This window comes from Pseudomonas sp. LF-5 (genome assembly GCF_037626295.1).
GTDB lineage: Bacteria > Pseudomonadota > Gammaproteobacteria > Pseudomonadales > Pseudomonadaceae > Aquipseudomonas > Aquipseudomonas monsensis.
Window position 1 is genome coordinate 543,081 of sequence record NZ_JARKMT010000001.1, and the last position, 19,194, is coordinate 562,274.

At 60.8% G+C, this 19,194-nt stretch carries 12 protein-coding genes; 8 read left to right on the top strand and 4 right to left on the bottom strand.

The features are described from left to right. The first annotated feature begins 77 nt into the window (after positions 1-77). The 6 genes from PseuLF5_RS02560 to PseuLF5_RS02585 all read left to right on the top strand — a co-directional run bounded on the left by PseuLF5_RS02560 (position 78) and on the right by PseuLF5_RS02585 (position 12,364). The gene (locus tag PseuLF5_RS02560; protein WP_340132864.1) at positions 78-1,385 is read left to right on the top strand and encodes an MdtA/MuxA family multidrug efflux RND transporter periplasmic adaptor subunit; all 1,308 of its coding nucleotides are present in this window, start codon (positions 78-80) and stop codon (positions 1,383-1,385) included. Further along, the gene (locus PseuLF5_RS02565) at positions 1,382-4,483 is read left to right on the top strand and encodes an MdtB/MuxB family multidrug efflux RND transporter permease subunit (RefSeq protein WP_222832811.1); all 3,102 of its coding nucleotides are present in this window, start codon (positions 1,382-1,384) and stop codon (positions 4,481-4,483) included. The genes PseuLF5_RS02560 and PseuLF5_RS02565 overlap by 4 nt, the downstream gene beginning before the upstream one ends. Before the next feature lie 100 nt (positions 4,484-4,583). Continuing rightward, complete coding sequence (locus PseuLF5_RS02570; protein ID WP_186746826.1) at positions 4,584-7,691, top strand: efflux RND transporter permease subunit; 3,108 nt, start codon at positions 4,584-4,586, stop codon at positions 7,689-7,691. After that, positions 7,688-9,157, top strand: coding sequence for an efflux transporter outer membrane subunit (locus PseuLF5_RS02575; RefSeq protein ID WP_123469081.1), 1,470 nt, complete (start codon positions 7,688-7,690; stop codon positions 9,155-9,157). The genes PseuLF5_RS02570 and PseuLF5_RS02575 overlap by 4 nt, the downstream gene beginning before the upstream one ends. A gap of 195 nt (positions 9,158-9,352) precedes the next feature. Continuing rightward, positions 9,353-11,434, top strand: a complete 2,082-nt coding sequence (locus PseuLF5_RS02580) for a putative bifunctional diguanylate cyclase/phosphodiesterase (RefSeq protein WP_222832812.1) — start codon at positions 9,353-9,355, stop codon at positions 11,432-11,434. Between the two features lie 183 nt (positions 11,435-11,617). Beyond that, the gene (locus PseuLF5_RS02585; protein ID WP_123469077.1) at positions 11,618-12,364 is read left to right on the top strand and encodes an SDR family oxidoreductase; all 747 of its coding nucleotides are present in this window, start codon (positions 11,618-11,620) and stop codon (positions 12,362-12,364) included. 116 nt (positions 12,365-12,480) lie between these two features. Here the strand turns inward: PseuLF5_RS02585 and mapR are convergent, their stop codons facing one another. The 3 genes from mapR to PseuLF5_RS02600 all read right to left on the bottom strand — a co-directional run bounded on the left by mapR (position 12,481) and on the right by PseuLF5_RS02600 (position 16,042). Further along, on the bottom strand, positions 12,481-13,890 hold the full coding sequence (gene mapR, locus PseuLF5_RS02590) for a GntR family transcriptional regulator MpaR (RefSeq protein WP_340132865.1): 1,410 nt from the start codon (positions 13,888-13,890) through the stop codon (positions 12,481-12,483). Positions 13,891-14,167: 277 nt separating this feature from the next. Further along, the gene (gene ccoG, locus PseuLF5_RS02595) at positions 14,168-15,598 is read right to left on the bottom strand and encodes a cytochrome c oxidase accessory protein CcoG (RefSeq protein ID WP_340132866.1); all 1,431 of its coding nucleotides are present in this window, start codon (positions 15,596-15,598) and stop codon (positions 14,168-14,170) included. Between the two features lie 195 nt (positions 15,599-15,793). Next, a complete protein-coding gene (locus tag PseuLF5_RS02600; protein ID WP_128614270.1) occupies positions 15,794-16,042 on the bottom strand; it encodes a DUF3203 family protein in 249 nt (82 codons plus the stop codon). A 124-nt stretch (positions 16,043-16,166) separates the two neighbouring features. Between PseuLF5_RS02600 and PseuLF5_RS02605 the strand changes: the two genes are divergently transcribed. Next, positions 16,167-16,679 (top strand): MgtC/SapB family protein, encoded by a 513-nt coding sequence (locus PseuLF5_RS02605; protein WP_123469073.1) that lies wholly within the window; start codon positions 16,167-16,169, stop codon positions 16,677-16,679. A gap of 51 nt (positions 16,680-16,730) precedes the next feature. On the opposite strand, the gene PseuLF5_RS02610 is transcribed toward PseuLF5_RS02605, so the two are convergent. Then, positions 16,731-16,889 carry a hypothetical protein gene (locus PseuLF5_RS02610; protein WP_177490452.1) on the bottom strand — a complete coding sequence of 53 codons (159 nt, stop codon included), beginning with the start codon at positions 16,887-16,889 and terminating at the stop codon, positions 16,731-16,733. 218 nt (positions 16,890-17,107) lie between these two features. Here PseuLF5_RS02610 and PseuLF5_RS02615 point away from each other — a divergent pair, with 218 nt between their 5' ends. Then, positions 17,108-19,105, top strand: coding sequence for an alpha-1,4-glucan--maltose-1-phosphate maltosyltransferase (locus tag PseuLF5_RS02615; protein ID WP_340132867.1), 1,998 nt, complete (start codon positions 17,108-17,110; stop codon positions 19,103-19,105). Positions 19,106-19,194 lie beyond the last annotated feature (89 nt).

Below are 19,194 nucleotides of genomic sequence, written 5' to 3' on the forward strand. Positions count from 1 at the left end.
TTGCCGGTAAAGCTGCTTTGCTTAATTCCCGTCAGTGCTTATCGTTCAGCCTCCCGTAGAAGAAGCCCACGCGCCCAATGGTTAATCAATCCATGCAATCGTCCCCACGCAACTCTCGTCGCTGGCTGATCAGCCTGCTTGTCTTGTTGGTTATCGCCGTCCTCTGCTGGAAATTCTGGCCGGCCGGTTCAGCCCACAAGGAGGGCGGCGAGAAGGCGGCGGCCGGGCATGCCGGGCGTTCGGGGATGATGCGGCCGGGCTTCGGTGGTGGCACCGGGCCAATTCCAGTGCGCGTGGCGCCGGCGGTCACGGGGGACTTCCCGCTGTATTACAAGGCGCTGGGCACGGTGACAGCACTCAACACCATCAATGTGCGCAGCCGGGTCGGCGGCGAACTGATGAAGATCAATTTCGAAGAAGGGCAGATGGTCAAGGCCGGCGACGTGCTCGCTGAGATCGACCCGCGCCCGTACCAGAACGCCTTGCTGCAGGCCGAAGGCACCTTGCTGCAGAACCAGGCGCAGTTGAAAAACGCCCAGGTCGATGTCGAGCGTTATCGCGGTCTGTACAAGGAAGACAGCATCGCCAAGCAGACCCTCGACACCGCCGAAGCGCTGGTCGGCCAATATCTGGGCACGGTCAAGACCAACCAGGCAGCGGTCAACGACGCGAAGCTCAATCTTGAATTCACCAAAATCCGTGCACCGATTGCCGGCCGGGTCGGTCTGCGTCAGGTAGACGTGGGTAACCTGGTCACCGCCAATGACACCACGTCCCTGGCGGTGATCACCCAGACGCAACCGATCAGCGTCGCTTTCACCTTGCCGGAAAACAGCCTCGAAACCGTGCTCGCCCGCTATCGCAGCGGCGCCAAACTGTCGGCCGAAGCTTGGGATCGCGGCGACACCAAACTGCAGGCCACCGGGGTGCTGCAAAGCCTCGACAACCAGATCGACGTCGCCACCGGCACCCTGAAGTTCAAGGCGCGCTACGAAAACCGTGATCAGGCGCTGTTCCCCAACCAGTTCGTCAATGTGCACCTGCTGGCCGATACCCTGAAAGGCGTGGTACTGGCGCCGTCGGCGGCCATTCAGTTCGGCACCAACGGTACCTTCGTCTATGCGCTGGACGGCGACAAGAAAGTCACCATCCGCCAATTGAAAATCGGCGCCAGCGACGGCGAAAACACAGTGGTCACCGAAGGTCTAGCGGCCGGCGACCGGGTGGTACTCGAAGGCACCGACCGCCTCAAGGAAGACAGCGAAGTGGAAGTGGTCAACGACAGCAATCAGGTGCCGACCACGCCAACCGAACACCTGCAAGGCAAGGCCGCCGCCACGGCGCCGGACGCTGCCGTCACTGACAAGGCCAAGAAGGGCGCATGAACATTTCGCGGCTGTTCATCCTCCGTCCGGTAGCCACCACCCTCAGCATGCTGGCGATTATCCTGGCCGGCCTGATTGCTTATCGCCTGTTGCCGGTATCGGCATTGCCGCAGGTCGATTACCCGACCATCCGCGTCATGACCCTGTATCCCGGCGCCAGCCCGGACGTAATGACCAGCGCCGTGACCGCGCCGCTCGAGCGCCAGTTCGGGCAGATGCCTGGCCTCACGCAAATGGCCTCGACCAGTTCCGGCGGTGCGTCGGTACTGACCCTGCGCTTCAGCCTCGACATCAACATGGACGTCGCCGAACAACAGGTGCAGGCCGCGATCAACGCCGCGACCAACCTGTTGCCGACCGACTTGCCGGCACCGCCGGTGTACAACAAGGTCAATCCGGCGGACACCCCGGTGCTGACCCTCGCGATCACCTCGAAAACCATGCTCCTGCCCAAGCTCAATGACCTGGTCGATACGCGCATGGCGCAGAAGATCGCCCAGATCAGCGGCGTCGGTATGGTCAGCATTGCCGGCGGCCAGCGCCAAGCGGTGCGGATCAAGGTCAACCCGGAAGCGCTGGCGGCCAACAGCCTGAACCTGTCCGACGTGCGCACCCTGATCGGCGCGTCCAACGTCAACCAGCCGAAAGGTAACTTTGACGGTCCGACCCGAGTGTCGATGCTCGATGCCAACGACCAGCTGACCTCGCCCAAGGACTACGCCAACCTGATCCTGGCCTACAAGAACGGTGCGCCGTTGCGGCTCAAGGACGTGGCGGAAATCGTCGATGGCGCCGAGAACGAGCGTCTCGCCGCGTGGGCCAATCAGAATCAGGCCGTGTTGCTGAACATCCAGCGTCAGCCAGGGGCCAACGTCATTGAAGTGGTCGACCGCATCAAGGCCCTGCTGCCGAGCATCACCGACAACCTGCCGGCTGGCCTCGACGTGACGGTGCTCACCGACCGCACGCAAACCATCCGTGCCTCGGTCACTGACGTGCAACACGAATTGCTGATTGCCATCGCGCTGGTGGTGATGGTGACGTTCCTGTTTCTGCGCCGTGCCAGTGCGACCATCATTCCCTCCGTGGCGGTACCGCTGTCACTGATCGGCACCTTTGGCGTGATGTACCTCGCCGGATTTTCGGTCAACAACCTGACGCTGATGGCACTGACCATCGCCACCGGTTTTGTGGTCGATGATGCGATCGTGATGCTGGAAAACATTGCGCGTTTCATCGAGGAGGGCGACAGCCCGATGCAGGCTGCGCTCAAAGGGGCGAAGCAGATCGGTTTCACCCTGATTTCCCTGACGCTGTCGCTGATTGCGGTGTTGATCCCGCTGCTGTTCATGGCCGATGTGGTCGGGCGGTTGTTCCGCGAATTCGCCATCACCCTGGCCGTGGCGATCCTCATCTCGCTGGTGGTCTCGCTGACCCTGACGCCGATGATGTGCGCGCGTCTGCTCAAGCGTGAACCGGAAGAACACGAGCAGGGCCGTTTCTATCGGGCCAGTGGTGCAGTGATTGACTGGATGATTGCCGAGTACGGTCGGATGCTGCGCTGGGTGCTCAAGCACCAGCCTCTGACCTTGCTGGTGGCCATCGCTACGCTGGGATTGACCGTATTCCTCTATATGGTCGTGCCGAAAGGCTTCTTCCCGGTGCAGGACACCGGGGTGATTCAGGGCATTTCCGAGGCGCCGCAGTCGATTTCCTTTGCGGCGATGGGCGAGCGTCAGCAGGAACTGGCGAAGATCATTCTGCAAGATCCGGCGGTACAGAGCCTGTCGTCCTACATCGGGGTTGATGGCGATAACGCCACGCTCAACAGCGGCCGCCTGCTGATCAACCTCAAGCCTCACAGTGCGCGGAATCTGACGGCCACCGAAGTGATCGCGCGCCTGCAACCGCAACTGGACAAACTGGTCGGTATTCGCCTGTTCATGCAGCCGGTGCAGGACCTGACCATTGAGGACCGGGTCAGCCGCACGCAGTACCAGTTCAGCATGTCGTCGCCGGATTCCGAGCTGTTGAGCCAGTGGAGCGGGCGTCTGGTCGAAGCGCTGGCCCAACGCCCGGAACTGACGGACGTTGCCAGTGACTTGCAGGACAAAGGTTTGCAGGTCTACCTGTTGATCGACCGCGATGCGGCCTCGCGCCTGGGCGTCTCGGTGCAGAACATCACCGATGCGCTGTACGACGCCTTTGGCCAGCGGCAGATCTCGACCATTTACACTCAGGCCAGCCAGTACCGCGTGGTACTCCAGGCGCAAGCGGGGGAGCAGATCGGTCCGAAAGCGCTCGACCAGATTCACGTCAAAACCACCGATGGTGCGCAGGTGCGCTTGTCGAGCCTCGCCCATGTCGAAGAACGTCAGGCACAACTGGCGATCACCCATATCGGCCAGTTCCCGGCGGTGATGATGTCGTTCAACCTCGCTCCCGGCGTGTCGCTGGGACATGCGGTCGATATCATCGAGCAGGTGCAGAAGGACATCGGCATGCCGATCGGCGTGCAGACCCAGTTCCAGGGCGCGGCCGAAGCGTTCCAGGCCTCGCTGTCGAGTACCTTGCTGCTGATTCTGGCGGCGGTGGTGACCATGTACATCGTGCTCGGCGTGCTGTACGAGAGCTACATCCATCCGATCACCATCCTCTCGACACTGCCGTCGGCGGCGGTCGGCGCCTTGCTGGCCTTGCTGCTCAGCGGCAATGATCTGGGCATGATCGCGATCATCGGGATCATTCTGCTGATCGGTATCGTCAAGAAGAACGCGATCATGATGATCGACTTCGCCCTCGATGCCGAGCGCAACCAGGGCATGGCCCCGGAACAGGCGATCTATCAGGCGGCGCTGTTGCGTTTCCGGCCGATCCTGATGACCACGCTGGCAGCCTTGTTCGGCGCCGTACCCTTGATGCTCGCCACCGGTTCCGGGGCTGAGCTACGCCAACCGTTGGGTCTGGTCATGGTGGGCGGGTTGCTGGTGAGTCAGGTGCTGACGCTGTTCACCACGCCAGTGATCTACCTGTACTTCGATCGCCTCGGTCGGCGCTTTGGCAAGACCAATGCCGACAGCGAAGAGGTGGCGGTATGAAAGCAGCTACGAGCATTGAGCCTCAAGCTGCAAGAGAAAAGCAGCAAGGGCCCGGCAACCTGGCTTTTAGCTTGAAGCTTGAAGCTTGGAGCTCTGAGCCATGAATCTTTCTGGTCCTTTCATCAAGCGCCCGGTCGCGACCATGCTACTGAGCCTGGCGATCATGCTGCTTGGCGGCGTGAGCTTCGGTCTGCTGCCGGTGGCGCCGCTGCCGCAAATGGATTTCCCGGTGATAGTGGTGCAGGCGAGCCTGCCCGGCGCCAGCCCGGAAGTCATGGCCTCGACGGTGGCCACGCCACTGGAGCGTTCGTTCGGCGCCATTGCCGGCGTCAACACCATGAGCAGTCGCTCCAGCCAGGGCTCGACCCGGGTCATTCTGCAATTCGACCTCGACCGCGACATCAACGGTGCGGCCCGTGAAGTACAGGCCGCGATCAACGCTTCGCGCAACCTGTTGCCGAGCGGGATGCGCAGCATGCCGACCTACAAAAAGGTCAACCCGTCGCAGGCACCGATCATGGTGCTGTCGCTGACCTCCGATGTCCTGGAAAAAGGCCAGCTCTACGATCTTGCCTCGACCATCCTGTCCCAGAGCCTGTCCCAGGTGCAGGGCGTGGGTGAAGTGCAGATCGGCGGCAGTTCGTTGCCGGCGGTGCGTGTCGAACTCGAACCGCAGGCGCTGAACCAGTACGGCGTGGCGCTCGATGATGTACGCAAGACCATTGCCGAAGCCAATGTGCGTCGACCCAAGGGCTCGGTCGAGGACGGCCAGCGCCTGTGGCAGATCCAGGCTAACGATCAATTGGAGAAAGCCAAGGATTACGAGTCGCTGATCATCCACTACGCCGACGGCGCCGCGCTGCGCCTCAAGGATGTGGCCAAGGTCAGCGACGGCGTCGAAGACCGCTACAACAGTGGCTTCTTCAACGATGACGCCGCCGTGTTGCTGGTGATCAACCGTCAGGCTGGCGCCAACATCATCGAGACGGTCAACGAGATCAAGGCGCAGTTGCCCGCGTTGCAGGCGGTGCTGCCGGCCAGCGTGAAGCTGAACCTGGCAATGGACCGCTCGCCGGTGATCAAGGCTACTCTGCATGAAGCGGAAATGACCCTGTTGATTGCTGTAGCGCTGGTGATTCTGGTGGTGTTCCTGTTCCTCGGTAACTTCCGCGCCTCGCTGATTCCGACATTGGCGGTGCCGGTGTCGCTGGTCGGCACCTTTGCGGTGATGTACCTCTACGGGTTTTCGCTGAACAACCTGTCGCTGATGGCGCTGATTCTCGCCACCGGTCTGGTGGTGGACGATGCCATCGTGGTGCTGGAGAACATTTCCCGGCACATCGACGAAGGCGTCAAACCGCTGCAGGCCGCTTATCTCGGGGCCAAGGAAGTCGGTTTCACCTTGCTGTCGATGAACGTGTCACTGGTGGCGGTGTTCCTGTCGATCCTGTTTATGGGCGGCATTGTCGAAAGCCTGTTTCGTGAATTCTCCATCACGTTGGCAGCGGCCATCGTGGTGTCGCTGGTGGTCTCGCTGACCCTGACCCCGATGCTCTGTGCCCGCTGGCTCAAGCCGCACACACCGGGCCAGGAAAACCGTCTGCAACGCTGGAGCCGGCGCACCAACGACTGGATGGTCGGTAAATACGCCACCAGCCTCGACTGGGTGCTGCGCCATCGGCGCCTGACCTTGCTCAGCCTGTTGATCACCGTCGGGGTCAACGTCGCGTTGTATGTGGTGGTGCCGAAAACCTTCATGCCACAACAGGACACCGGCCAGTTGATCGGTTTCGTGCGCGGCGACGATGGCCTGTCGTTCAGCGTGATGCAGCCGAAAATGGAAATTTTCCGCCGCGCCGTGCTCAAGGACGATGCGGTGGAAAGCGTCGCCGGTTTCATCGGCGGCACCAACGGCACCAACAATGCGTTCATGCTGGTCCGCCTGAAACCAATCAAGGAGCGCAACCTGTCGGCCCAGAAGGTCATCGAACGCCTGCGCAAGGAAATGCCCAAGGTGCCCGGCGCGCAACTGATGCTGATGGCCGACCAGGACCTGCAGTTTGGCGGTGGTCGCGAACAGACCACGTCGCAATACAGTTACATCCTGCAAAGTGGTGATCTGGGCGAGTTGCGCGAGTGGTATCCGAAAGTGGTCACGGCGCTGCGGGCGTTACCTGAACTCACGGCCATTGATGCCCGTGAAGGCCGTGGGGCGCAGCAGGTGACACTGATCGTCGACCGCGATCAGGCCAAGCGCCTCGGGGTGGACATGAACATGGTCACGGCGGTGTTGAACAACGCCTACAGCCAGCGGCAGATTTCCACGATCTATGACAGCCTCAACCAGTATCAGGTGGTGATGGAGGTCGACCCGAAATACGCCCAGGACCCGGTTACCCTCAAGCAGGTGCAGGTGATCACCGCCGACGGCGCGCGGGTTCCGCTGTCAACGTTCGCCCATTATGAAAGCAGTCTGGAAGACGACCGGGTCAGCCACGAAGGCCAGTTCGCCTCCGAGGACATTTCCTTCGACATGGCCGAAGGCGTGACGGTGGAGCAGGGCAGCGCCGCCATCGAGCGGGCGATTGCCAAGCTCGGTCTGCCGGAAGACGTGATTGCAAAAATGGCCGGTACCGCCGACGCCTTCGCCGCCACCCAGAAAAGCCAGCCCTTTATGATTCTGGGGGCGCTGCTGGCGGTGTATCTGGTGCTGGGTGTGCTGTATGAAAGCTATATCCACCCGCTGACGATTCTGTCGACGCTGCCCTCGGCCGGGGTCGGTGCGTTGCTGTCGATCTATGCGTTGGGCGGCGAGTTCAGCCTGATCTCCTTGCTCGGCCTGTTCCTGCTGATCGGCGTGGTGAAGAAGAACGCGATCCTGATGATCGACCTTGCGCTGCAACTGGAGCGTCATCAGGGCATGACGCCGCTGGAATCTATTCGCAGTGCCTGCCTGCAACGCTTGCGGCCGATCCTGATGACCACACTGGCGGCGATTCTCGGGGCCTTGCCATTGCTGCTCAGCCGCGCAGAAGGCGCGGAAATGCGCCAGCCGCTGGGCCTGACGATTATTGGCGGGCTGATTTTCAGCCAGGTGTTGACGCTTTACACCACGCCTGTGGTTTACCTCTATCTCGACAAGCTGCGCCATCGCTTCAACCAATGGCGTGGCGTGCGTACTGACGCCGCTCTGGAAACTCCGCTATGACTGACCGTTCGCTTATCCATCTGGCCACTGTTCGCGGTTCGCGCCTGTTGAGTCTGTCGCTGTGCGTGGCGATGCTCAGTGCCTGCGCTGTCGGCCCTGATTACCAGCGTCCGCAGACCGCTGAAATCGCCCAGTACAAGGAGGCCGAGGGCTGGCGTCAGGCCAACCCCAGCGACTCGCTTGCGCGGGGCGCGTGGTGGGAACTGTATGGCGATCAACAGCTCAACGGCCTGATCGAGCAACTCAACAGTTCCAACCAGACGGTTGCTCAATCCGAAGCGCAATTTCGTCAGGCGCAGGCACTGGTGCGCAGTGCACGTGGGGCGTTTTATCCGAGTGTCGACCTGAGTCTGGGTAAAACCCGTTCCAGTCAGGGCACCGGCAGCAGCAGTTCGAGCCTGAGCAGTTCGTCCAGCGGTATTCGTGACACCTACAACGCGCAGTTGGGGGTGAGCTGGGAGGCTGACGTCTGGGGCAAGTTGCGCCGTGGGCTCGAGGCCGACAAGGCCAGCGCCCAGGCGAGTTTTGCCGATCTGGCGGCCATGCGCTTGAGCCAGCAATCGGAACTGGTGCAGAACTACCTGCAATTGCGCGTGATTGATCAGCAGAAGCGCTTGCTCGAGGCTACTGTTGCCGCCTACGAACGCTCGCTGAAAATGACCCAGAACCAATACCGCGCCGGCGTTTCCGGACGTGACGCGGTCGCGCAGGCGCAAACCCAGCTGAAAAGCACCCAGGCCGATCTGGTCGATCTGATCTGGCAGCGGGCGCAATTCGAGAATGCGATCGCCGTGCTGACCGGGCAGGCGCCAGCGGACTTCAAGATCGCCGAAACCCAGACCATTCCGAACCTGCCGCAGGTGCCGTTGAGCCTGCCGTCGCAATTGCTGGAGCGCCGCCCGGACATTGCCTCGGCCGAGCGCTCGGTGATCGCGGCCAACGCCAATATCGGCGTGGCAAAGGCTGCGTATTACCCGGACCTGTCCCTGAGCCTGAGTGGTGGTTACAGCAGCAGCACCTCCAAAGACCTGATCAGTCTGCCAAACCGCTTCTGGTCGGTGGGACCGAAATTGACGTTGCCGCTGTTCGACGGTGGCATCCGTTCGGCGGAAGTCGACCGCACGGAAGCGGTGTATGACCAGACCGTGGCCAAGTACCGTCAAACCGTGCTCGACGGTTTCCGTGAAGTGGAAAACTATCTGGTGCAGCTGAAGGTGTACGAAGACGAAGCGGCGGTGCGCCAGGAGGCGCTGGACGCGGCCCGTGATTCCTTGCGCCTGACCGAAAACCAGTACAAGGCCGGGCTGATTGCTTACATCGACGTGGTGGTGGTGCAAGCGACAGCATTGAGCAACGAGCGCAGCGTGTTGACCATCCTGCAGAACCGCCTGATCGCCAGCGTGCAATTGATTGCCGCACTGGGCGGGGGCTGGGATGGCCAACTTGATGTATCCGACTCCCGCTGACCTGCAGGGGAATGTATTTTCAACCTGCTGGTATAGGCCGGCCTTCGCCCTGGCGGCCGATCAAACAAGCGTTTCATCGGGTTGATGGCAATTTGCTCACTTTGTCAGTGCGTTCTTCAGCGCAATCAGTACAATCGCCGCTTTTGCCCGGCCGAGAAAGGACGCTATATCGTCAGGCTGGCTACGAGAATTTCCATGCTCATCGGTAGTTACTCCTACACCCTGGTTTTCATTTCCTTGTGCGTGGCGATTCTTGCCTCATACACCGCGCTCGACCTGACCGGGCGCATTGCCACCTCAAGGGGCCGAGCCGTGCATTTCTGGACGGCAGGTGGTGCGTTGGCCATGGGCGTTGGCGTCTGGTCGATGCACTTTATCGGCATGCTCGCCTTCAAATTACCGATCGACCTGGGCTACGACATCGGGATCACCGCGCTTTCGCTGTTGATTGCGGTGCTGTCCTGTGGTTTTGCCCTGTGGCTGGTCAGTCAGCCCAAGCTGCCGGTGCTGCAACTGATCTTCGGTGCACTGACCATGGGCGCCGGTATCAGTGCCATGCACTACACCGGCATGGCGGCAATGCGCATGACACCGGGGATCGACTACGATCCGACGCTCTTCGGCGCATCGCTGTTGATTGCCGTCGGTGCAAGTGCCGTCGCGCTGTGGATCGCTTTCCGGCTGCGTCAGCATTCGCCCTATGTGCGCCTGATTCGCGCCGGGGCAGCGGTGATCATGGGCATCGCCATCGTCGGCATGCATTACACCGGCATGGCAGCAGCGCAGTTTCCCGAAGGCAGTTTCTGTGGCGCAACGCTTAATGGTCTCAAAGGCAATGGCGTTGACAGCCTGGTACTGATCACCACGCTGGCGGTGCTGTCGATTGCCTTGCTGACGTCGATTCTCGACGCTCGCCTTGAAGCGCGCACCGCTGATCTGGCGCACTCGTTGACCGTGGCCAATCGCGAACTGACGCAACTGGCCCTGCACGACACCCTGACCGGCCTGCCGAACCGCATGCTGCTGGATGACCGGATCAACCAGGCGATCAAGAAAGTCCATGAGCAGGGCGGTTGCTTTGCCTTGATGTTTATTGACCTGGACGGTTTCAAACCGGTCAACGATGCCTTTGGCCATCACATGGGCGATCAGTTGCTGCGCGAAGTGGGCTTGCGTCTGCGTGAGGATTTGCGCAGCCAGGACACGTTGGCGCGCATTGGCGGCGATGAATTCGTGCTGCTGGTGCGCCTGAGCGAGCCCAATGATGCCTTGAGTCTGGCGGCGCGACAGGTCGGCCTGATCGGGCAGTCGTTCCGCGTCGCCGAGCATGATCTGCAGATTTCTGCCAGCGTCGGTATTGCGCTGTACCCGGGCAATGGTCAGAACGCCCAGGAACTGCTGATGAACGCTGACGCGGCGATGTATCACGCCAAGGGCGGCGGCAAAAACGGCTACAGCTTTTTCGATGCGTCGATGAACAGCAATGCACGAAAACAGCTGCAATTGTTGCAGGACCTGCGTGCGGCACTCGAACACAACCAGTTCAGCCTGTATTACCAGCCGAAGTTCGACGCCGCCAATGGTCATCCGGTCGGCGCCGAAGCGCTGTTGCGCTGGCAGCATCCGTTGCACGGCATGTTGATGCCGGACAAGTTTATTGATCTGGCCGAGAAAACCGGGGTGATCATCGCCATCGGTGAGTGGGTGCTCAATGAAGCCTGCCGGCAGATGCGCGAATGGTACGTGCTGGGCTACACCGACTGGCGCATCGCGGTGAACCTGTCGGCATTGCAGTTCTGTCACGCCGGGTTGGTGCAGAGCGTGGCCAAGGCCCTGGCTACCCACCATTTGCCGGCCAACAGCCTGACCCTGGAAATCACCGAAACCACGGCGATGAGCGACGCCGACGCAAGCATGACAGTGCTGCAAGAGTTGTCCGACATGGGCGTGGACCTGTCGATCGACGACTTCGGTACCGGTTATTCAAGCCTGATGTACCTCAAACGCCTGCCGGCCAACGAGTTGAAGATTGATCGGGGGTTTGTGCGGGATCTGGAGCATGACAGTGACGATGCCGCGATTGTCTCGGCCATTGTCGCGCTGGGTCAGGCGCTGGGCTTGCGGATCGTCGCCGAGGGCGTGGAGACCGGCGTGCAGCAGGATTTCCTCACGCAGTTGGGGTGTGATTCGTTGCAGGGGTATCTACTGGGGCATCCGATGCCGGCAGAGAAGTTCATGCAGAGCATCGTGAGCGCGGAGAAGCTGGCGGCGCTCTGACGTCACGCTGAGCGTTGTTCAAGACAAACACTGTGGCGAGAGAGCAAGCTTCCTCGCCACAAATGCAATACAACTGCAAAAGTCGCGGTACCGGCCGAGCCTTTGACAGAGCCCATGCAAAACCCGCCAATGGCGGTTATTCTTCCCCCCGACTGTTACGTGTGCATTGGGGGGAAGGTCTGCATGGATAAAGTCATTGTGATCACCGGCGGCGGACGCGGCATCGGCGCAGCCACGGCGCTGCTGGCCGCCGAACAGGGCTATCGGATCTGCATCAACTATCAGTCAGACGAGCAGGCCGCACAAAGCGTACTGGAACAAGTCCGTGCGCTGGGTGCGCAGGCTATTGCGGTGCGCGCCGATGTCAGTATCGAAGACGAGGTGATTGCGCTGTTTCACCGGGTCGATACCGAACTGGGCCGGGTCACCGCGCTGGTGAACAACGCCGGCACCGTCGGGCATAAATCGCGCGTCGATGAAATGTCCGAATTCCGCATTCTGAAAATCATGAAAACCAACGTCCTGGCGCCGATCCTCTGCGCCAAGCACGCGATCCTGCGCATGTCGCCCAAGCATGGCGGGCAGGGCGGCAGCATCGTCAACGTGTCATCCGTGGCTGCACGCCTGGGTTCGCCGAATGAATACGTCGATTACGCGGCGTCCAAAGGTGCCCTCGACTCTTTCACCATCGGTCTGTCCAAGGAAGTGGCGGGCGAGGGGATTCGGGTCAACGCCGTGCGTCCGGGTTACATCTACACCGATTTCCATGCGCTGAGTGGCGATCCGGATCGGGTCAGCAAGCTGGAGTCAGCGATTCCGATGGCCCGGGGCGGGCGGCCGGATGAGGTGGCGGAGGCGATTGTCTGGTTGTTGTCGGACAAGGCTTCGTACGCGACCGGGACGTTTGTTGATCTGGGTGGCGGCCGTTAATTCAACGGTGGCTGGACAGGCCCCCTCGCGAGCTGGCTCACTCCTGCAGGTGAACGCATTTCAAATGTAGGGGTGAGCCTGCTCGCGATAGCGATAGTTCAAACAACACAGAACTGTCAGAACGACCGCACAATCCGCCCCAGCGTCTCCATCGCCTTCTCCGAGTCCTCGGTCCACGGGCTGCCGTAATTCAACCGGATGCAGTTGCGAAAGCGCTGCGTCGGCGAGAATATCGGCCCCGGCGCAATGCTGATGCCTTGCGCCAACGCCATCTGGAACAACTTCAGCGAATCCATCTGCGGTGGCAATTCCAGCCACAAAAAGTAGCCGCCCGCCGGTTGGCTGACCCGGGTTTGTGCCGGGAAATAGCGAGCGATGGCCGCGAGCATCGCGCTCTGCTGTTCTTCCAGTGCGTAGCGCAGCTTGCGCAAGTGGCGGTCATAGCCGCCATGTTGCAGATAGTCGGCAATCGCCGCCTGTGCCGGCATCGAGGCACAGAGCGAGGTCATCAGTTTCAGCCGTTCGATTTTCTGCGCGTAACGCCCGGCAGTGACCCAGCCGATGCGGTAGCCGGGGGCCAGGCTCTTGGCGAACGAGCCGCAGTGCATCACCAGCCCTTCGGTGTCGAAGGCCTTGGCCGGTTTCGGCGCCTGCTGGCCGTAATAGAGTTCGGCGTAGACGTCATCCTCGATCAGCGGCACCTGATGCCGGCGCAGCAGTTCCACCAGTTCCTGTTTCTTCGCCTCGGGCATGGTTGCCCCCATCGGGTTCTGGAAACTGGTCATGCACCAGCAGGCCTTGATCGGATGTCGCTCCAGCGTCTGTGCAAGCACGCCGAGGTCGATACCGTCGCGTGGGTGCACGGGAATTTCCACCGCTTTGAGTTTCAGCCGCTCCAGCACTTGCAGGCTGGCATAAAACGCCGGGGCCTCGATGGCGACCAGGTCGCCTGGCTCGGTCACCGCTTGCAGGCACAGGTTCAGCGCTTCCAGGGCGCCGTTGGTGATCAGCAGTTCTTCCATCGGCAGCATCAGTCCGCCGACCATGTAGCGCAGGGCGATCTGCCGGCGCAGTTGCGGGTTGCCCGGCGACATGTCGGTGACCACCATGCGCGGGTCCATTTCCCGGGCGGCGCTGGCCAGTGACCGCGACAGGCGTTGCAGCGGGAACAGCGTCGGGCTGGGGAACGCCGAGCCGAAGGGCACGGTGCTCGGGTCCTTGATCGATTCCAGCACCGAGAACACCAGTTCGCTGACGTCGACTTCGGTGGAGTCGTTGACATGGCTGCTGATCACCGGCTCCGAGAACGGGCTCGGCGCATGGGTGTTGACGAAGTAGCCGGAACGCGGCCGGGCGCGGATCAGGCCACGGCGTTCCAGCAGGTAATAAGCCTGGAACACCGTGGATGGGCTGACCCCGTAGGTCTGGCTCGCGTAGCGCACCGACGGCACCCGCTGGCCGGGGCCAAGTACGCCGGAGCGGATCAGTTCAGCGATGTCGTCGGCGAATTTTTCGTAGCGTTTCATCGAGGAGCCTTGGTGCTGGTTGATGATGAGGTGTGTCAGGAGAACTGCCCCTCACCCTAACCCTCTCCCAGAGGGAGAGGGGACTGATTGGGGGATGCTTGCGAACTACACCGACCTGAAAGTGCTTTGCTGAATCCACAATCGACTCAGCCTGAAAGTGCTTTGCTGAATCCACAATCGACTCGGTCTGTCAGGTCGATGTATAGCGACAGACACCTCGGTCGGCTCCCTCTCCCTCCGGGAGAGGGCTGGGGTGAGGGGGAAAGATTCTAACGGCTCAACGATTCATCGGCGCCACAAACCTGCTTTTCGCCACGCTATAAATCTCGGGCTCATCGCTGTCGGCAATCTTGAAACTCAAGGTCTGTGAACTGCTGGCCGGACGCTCCGTGGTCATCGCCACCGACACCGGCACATCAACAATCTCGCCCGGCGCCAGGCTCAGTTCGGTCTTGCCTTGCAACTGGAAACCGTCGCCATCGACCAGGCTCAGGTTGTAGGCCTGGCGCTGCTGGGTCTTGTTGATGACCTTGAGGGTGTAGATGTTCTCGATCTGGCCCTGGCCGTTCTCACGGAACAGCCCGCGATCCTTGGTCACGTCCAGCGACACCATCGGCCGTTCGACCAGCGCCATGGCCAGCGCGCCGATCATCACCAGCAGCACCGCGACATAGCCGATCAGACGCGGACGCAGCAAATGGGTCTTGCCCCCCTGCAATTCCCGTTCGGAACTGTAGCGGATCAAACCGCGCGGGTAGTTCATTTTGTCCATGATCGAATCGCAGGCGTCGATGCACGCCGCGCAACCGATGCACTCCATCTGCAGGCCATCGCGGATGTCGATGCCGGTCGGGCAAACCTGCACGCACAACTGGCAGTCGATGCAGTCACCCAGGCCGGCCTCGGCGGGTTTCACCTCGCGTTTGCGCGGGCCACGGTTTTCGCCACGAGCCACGTCGTACGAAATCGCCAGGGTGTCCTTGTCGAACATCACGCTCTGGAACCGCGCATACGGGCACATGTGCATGCACACCGCTTCCCGCAGCCAGCCGGCATTGATGTAGGTGGCAGCGGTGAAGAACAGCACCCAGAACAGGCTGACGCCACCGATGTGCAAGGTCAGCAGTTCTTCGGCCAGCGGCCGGATCGGGGTGAAGTAGCCGACAAAGGTCAGTCCGGTCATCACGCTGATCGCCAGCCACAACGTGTGCTTGGCGGCGCGTCGGGCGAGTTTGTTCAGGCTCCACGGCGCTGCGTGCAGCTTGATCCGCTGGTTGCGTTCGCCTTCGGTGATTTTTTCGCACCACATGAAAATCCACGTCCACGAACTCTGTGGGCAGGTGTAACCGCACCAGACCCGCCCGGCGAACACGGTGATGGCGAACAGACCGAACGCGGCAATGATCAGCAACGCCGAGAGCAGGATGAAATCCTGCGGCCAGAAGGTCGCGCCGAAGATATGGAATTTGCTTTCGGAAAGATCCCAGAGCACGGCCTGACGACCGCCCCAGTTCAGCCACACGGTGCCGAAGAACAGCAGAAACAGAAACCCCGCGCCGCTCATGCGCAACGTGCGGTACAGGCCAGTGAAGCTGCGGGTGTGAATCTGCTTGTCAGTGGAACCGGCCTTCGCCTTCATCGGGCGACCCGGTACATTTTTTATAGTGGGGCTTGCTTCTACGGTTCGGACGGGAATTTGTTCGCTCATGGTCATTCGCTCATCAGCCTCCATCAGGCCAGCGCACTATGAGCGTCGATCTGTTTGCATAACAGACTCAGGTATTTCAATAAAAAGCGGATCAGATGAGATTCTGTGCAACGCCTGCGACAACTTGAAGCAGCCCGCAAACAAAGGCGCAAACGCCTATATCAGACGTTTGCGCGAGGTGTTGATCAAGGTCAGTCAAATCACCGAACCACTCTCGTCAGCCTTCAAGTGCTTGCGACCGTCTCTGGCGCCTGCAACGGTCAATTCGTCGGCTTCTGCTTCGGTGATGTAAACGCGCCGGCCCTCTATTTCCACGAACGACATGGCTTTGTCGCTGTCCGTGCGGACTTCCAGGGTGTCGCAAATGCGGATTTCTTCGCCATTCTCGACCGTGAAAAAACACACTTTTTGTTCGGGATTGGATTCATCGACTCGAAGGGGCATGAGGGCAGTCCTTTTTTCAGGGGGGTCTGAAAGGTTAGGGCACAGGCTTCGCCGATCGTTCTGCGCAACTGATTAATGGTCGCCGCTGTCCATCGTTTATCCAGCCCAATAACAAGGACTCCCTATGAACGCGTGGTGGCATGAAGTGTGGGAAACCCTGCAGGCGGAATTCGCCGACATCGGTGATGCGTCGCAGTTGACGCGGATCACCGTGCGCCTGCTGATGGCAGCGATTCTTGGGGGCATCCTCGGTTTCGAGCGCGAACACAAGGGCAAGGCTGCCGGGGTGCGCACGCACATGCTGGTGGCGCTCGGTGCGGCGCTGTTTGTGCTGGTGCCGCAGACGTCCGGCGCTGAATCTGACGCGATGAGTCGAGTGCTGCAAGGGGTGATTGCCGGGATCGGTTTTCTCGGTGCCGGCACCATCCTGAAAAACCGCGAAGGTGATGAAGGCCACGTGAAAGGCCTGACGACGGCGGCGGGATTGTGGATGACCGCAGCCATTGGTGTGGCAACCGGGTTGGGCAGAGAGGCGACGGCGCTGTTCAGTACGTTGCTGGCGTTGGGGATCTTCAGCGTGATGCCGCGAATTGTCCGCGTGTTCGAAAAGGACGATGAGCAGAACAGACACCTGTAGGAGCTGCCGAAGGCTGCTCCTACATGAGCCATATCAGCGCGCAGGGAAGAATCAGACGATAACCGGTGGCATCGTCGTCGGCGGTTCTTCCTTGGCCGGCGGCGTGGTGCCTGGCGGTTCCTGCTCGGGCACCGGTTGCGGTTCTGTCTCCGGCAGGGTGGGTTTGTCGATGTTCGGATCAGGCGTTTCGGCCGGAATCGGGATGTTCATCAGGGTGACCTCCGTGTGGCACATGGCGTGAGAAGTGCTTAAGTGGATTGACCACCTTGCGGCGAAAACGATCCGCTTTTTCGCACAGGCAAATCACTGTGAACTTTTCCCGGCGCCAGTCGCTCGGAACCTAGGTGAGTTCATTCCGGGGCAGGCGCTTTGTCGCGCACGCTGATCCGGCACAAGAGCGTCCTTGGGGCGTTAAGGAGAGATGCTCGATGACTGCTGAAAAACCTTCAGAGCTGAGCTACAACCCGCACATGCCGCTGTCGCAGGCGTTGCTGTTGCCGCGCATCGTTATCGAAAACACCATGCCGACCCTCGATGGCGGGCAGTTCGCCGTGAAGTCGATTGCCGGTCGTGAGGTGGAGGTCACCAGCAAGGTCTTCGCCGATGGCCACGACAAGCTGGCGGTACGCATCCGCTGGCGCGAGGAAGGCGAGGAGACCTGGCAAAGCGAAGTCATGGCCGATCAGGGCAATAACGGCTGGCGCGGTCAGTTCCGGCCCGAGCATCAGGGCCGCTATCTGTATTGCATCGAAGCGTGGATCGATCATTTCGCCAGTTTTCAGTACGAACTGGAGAAGAAGCACACCGCCGCGGTGCCCGTCTCCCTGGAGCTGCAGGAAGGCCGGAGCATGGTGCAACAAGCCGCCGAACGCAGCGAAGGCCAGCTCAGCGAACAGCTGGCCGCGTTGCACCATGAATTGTCCGGGTTGCTCGAAACCGAGCAGGTCGCGCTGTTTCTGCACTCGCGCAGTGCGCAACTGATGGCGCAGGCCGATCACCGCGCCTACCTGAGCGTCAGTCCCGAGTTCCCCGTGGACGTTGAACGCGAGCTGGCCGAGTTTGCCAGTTGGTACGAGCTGTTTCCCCGCTCGATCACCGACGATCCCGCTCGTCACGGCACCTTTAATGATGTGCACGCACGATTGCCGATGATTCAGGACATGGGCTTCGACGTGCTGTACTTCACGCCGATCCATCCGATCGGCCGCGCTCACCGCAAGGGCCGCAATAATTCCCTGACGGCAGCCCCGGATGATCCGGGCAGCCCTTATGCCATCGGCAGCGAGGAGGGCGGGCACGAGGCGATTCACTCGCAACTCGGCACCCGTGAGGACTTCCGTCGCCTGGTCGCTGCTGCTGCCGATCATGGCCTGGAAATCGCCCTCGACTTCGCTATCCAGTGTTCCCAGGATCACCCTTGGCTCAAACAGCATCCGGGCTGGTTCAACTGGCGTCCGGACGGCACGATCAAATACGCGGAAAACCCGCCGAAGAAATATCAGGACATCGTCAACGTCGACTTCTATGCGCCGGACGCGATTCCGAGCCTGTGGGTCGAATTGCGCGACATTGTCATTGGCTGGGTCGAGGAAGGCGTGAAGATCTTCCGTGTCGACAACCCGCACACCAAGCCATTGCCCTTCTGGCAATGGCTGATTGCCGACGTGCGCGCGCTGTACCCGGAAGTGATCTTCCTCGCCGAAGCCTTCACCACGCCGGCGATGATGGCGCGCCTGGGCAAGGTCGGTTACACCCAGAGCTACACCTACTTCACCTGGCGCAACACCAAGGCCGAGCTGGCCACGTACTTCACCGAACTGAATGAATCACCCTGGCGCGAATGCTACCGGCCGAATTTCTTCGTCAATACCCCGGACATCAACCCGGCGTTTCTGCATGAGTCGGGGCGCCCGGGGTTTCTGATCCGTGCGGCGCTGGCGACGATGGGTTCGGGCTTGTGGGGCATGTATTCCGGGTATGAGCTGTGCGAGTCGGCACCGGTGCCGGGCAAGGAGGAATACCTCGATTCTGAGAAGTACGAGATTCGCGTCCGCGATTTCACCGCCCCCGGCAACATCATTGCCGAAATCGCCCAGCTCAACCGTATTCGCCGACAGAACCCGGCGCTGCACACGCACCTGGGGCTGAAGGTCTACAACGCGTGGAACGACAACATTCTGTATTTCGGCAAGCGCAGCGCGGACGGCAGCAACTTCATTCTGGTGGCGGTCAGCCTCGATCCGCACAACGTGCAGGAAGCGAATTTTGAACTGCCGTTGTGGGAAATGGGTCTGCCCGATGACGCCACTACGCACGGCGAAGATTTGATGAACGGGCATCGCTGGGACTGGCACGGTAAATACCAGTTCATGCGCATTGATCCGGGGTATCAGCCGTTCGGTATCTGGCGGATTACGGCCCCTTAAACAATGTGCCAAACAGTGTGGCGAGGGGATTTATCCCCGTTGGGCTGCGAAGCGGCCCCGCTTTTTTTCAGCTGTCACATGTTGTCTGA